A 2,208-nucleotide genomic window follows, 5' to 3' on the forward strand; every position below is an offset into this window, starting at 1 on the left:
AATATGAAGATGTGTAAATTGATCTGAACGCTTTCTTATAGATTATTGGCAATTCGCTCAAGATTACGTGATTCCAATAAATCGAAAACGTTTGAAAACCCTTTGCGAAATTGCTAATTTCGCACCTCGTAATATAAACACCATATCATGACAAAAATACTAATCACTGGCGCCTGCGGACAATTGGGATCTGAGCTTACCCTGGCTTTGAGAAGCAATCATGGAAAAGACAATGTAATTGCTACTGATTTGAGAAAACCTTCCGGTGAATTGGCTGATGGCCCTTTTGAGGAATTAGATGTCATGAATGCTGATAAGCTAAAACAGATCGTAGAGAATTATAGTGTTACTCAAATCTATCATTTGGCAGCCATCTTATCTGCAAAAGGAGAAAGTAATCCACAATTTGCCTGGAAGCTAAACATGGATAGCCTCCTCAATATTTTAGAGATAGCAAAAGACAAAAAGCTGGAAAAAATATACTGGCCGAGCTCAATTGCCGTTTTCGGCCCTAATACTCCCATGCAGCAAACTCCACAGAATACTGTGATGGACCCGAATACGGTTTATGGAATTAGCAAATTAGCTGGAGAAAGATGGTGTGAATATTATTACGAAAAATATGGTGTTGATGTACGTAGTCTGAGATACCCGGGACTTATTGGCTATAAAGCTAAACCGGGTGGTGGCACGACTGACTATGCAGTAGATATATTTTATCAGGCATTGGAGCAAAAAAGCTACGAGTGCTTTTTATCAGAGAATACTTATCTACCGATGATGTACATGAATGATGCGATTAAAGCTACCATCCAGCTCATGGAGGCTGATAAGGCAGATGTGAAAGTAAGATCTAGCTACAACATTGCAGCTATTAGCTTTACACCAGAAGAAATTGCCTCTGAAATTAAAAAACACATTCCTGACTTTAGTATTTCATACCAACCTGATTTCCGACAAAAGATTGCTGACTCATGGCCAGATTCTGTAGATGATTCAGCAGCAAGGGACGATTGGGGTTGGTCTCACGACTATGATCTCTCTAAAATGACTGAAGATATCTTAAAAGAGCTACCAAAAATTTTATGAAAAAAGCCCCAAACCGGAGAGATGGAAAGGGGCAAGCTACTTAGGTAGTTGTGTTTTATTTTATAATGAGTCGTTTTACTATTTGATCATCCCCTGAAGTCATTTTTACAATGTAGAATCCTGACTTTATGTCTTCACTTAAAGCAATAATGTTTTGGCCGCTCTGCAACATTTGAGATACAATAGCCACACCTTCTGTATTATAGATAGCAAACTTCACATTTTCCTGTGCCCCTGAGAAAACCTTCAAATCAGTACCCTTTACAGCTGGGTTAGGGTAAACCGCCATTTCTGACAGGCTCGACACATATACAGCTACAGGGTTAAACACTTCGTAAGCGCCATCAAAGTCTACTTGTGTAAGTCTGTAATATGATTGACCGAATAAAGGGTTATCATCAATCACTTCATATTTTAATGTGGAGCTGCTATTTCCAGCACCTTCGATTGTTTTTACTTTCTCATAATTGACCCCGTCTACAGACCTTTCTAATAAAAAGTAATCGTTATTTATTTCAGTAGAAGTCGCCCATGTAATTACAACTGATTTGTTCTTAACCTCACCACTCAGGTAGAGTAGATCAACAGGTAGCGGTCCTACCGAATTACAAGTACCATCAACATCAGAGCATGATCCATTATAAGTAAAAACTCCATCGCCCGTGACTGTCACGTCTTTTTCAAAATCTACATCACCATCAACATTTAATGATCCATCTATTACCAGGTCAGAGCCCTCCTTAGCGGTAAAGTCTCCATCTACCTGTACAGCACCTGCTATGTTTGCCTGCACATCTTTTTCAAGAATTAAATCACCTTGTATTTCCAAATTACCATCAGCTACAATGTTGGTGTTATCCTCTAACTTAAACTCACCTGTTACAATTAAAGTACCGCCTGTTTCGATAGTCAGAGTACTATTTTTCTTGACGGTGAGTTTAGACACGGTAAATGTCTCACCAGACCTAATAGTTACTGATAAATCTTCGAGTAAGTCTACATCGTCTCCCGGCCCAGCAATGTCATTATCTTCCCAAATATTACTACTACCCCAATTACCGCTTGACTCTATCTTCTGGGCAAAGCTGCAGATACTCACAAAGCTTAATATTATCACTA

General features: G+C 38.9%; 2 protein-coding genes. One reads left to right on the forward strand and one right to left on the reverse strand.

Going from position 1 to position 2,208, the window contains the following annotated elements; translation table 11 throughout:
• Positions 1-147 precede the first annotated feature (147 nt).
• Complete coding sequence (locus tag E1176_RS02040) at positions 148-1,089, forward strand: NAD-dependent epimerase/dehydratase family protein (RefSeq protein WP_155208911.1); 942 nt, start codon at positions 148-150, stop codon at positions 1,087-1,089.
• 55 nt (positions 1,090-1,144) lie between these two features.
• On the opposite strand, the gene E1176_RS02045 is transcribed toward E1176_RS02040, so the two are convergent.
• Positions 1,145-2,208, reverse strand: a 1,064-nt coding sequence (locus tag E1176_RS02045) for a T9SS type A sorting domain-containing protein (RefSeq protein WP_155208912.1), incomplete at its 5' end; no start/stop codon positions are given.

Origin of the sequence: Fulvivirga aurantia, assembly GCF_009711475.1 — a bacterium.
Lineage (GTDB): Bacteria > Bacteroidota > Bacteroidia > Cytophagales > Cyclobacteriaceae > Fulvivirga > Fulvivirga aurantia.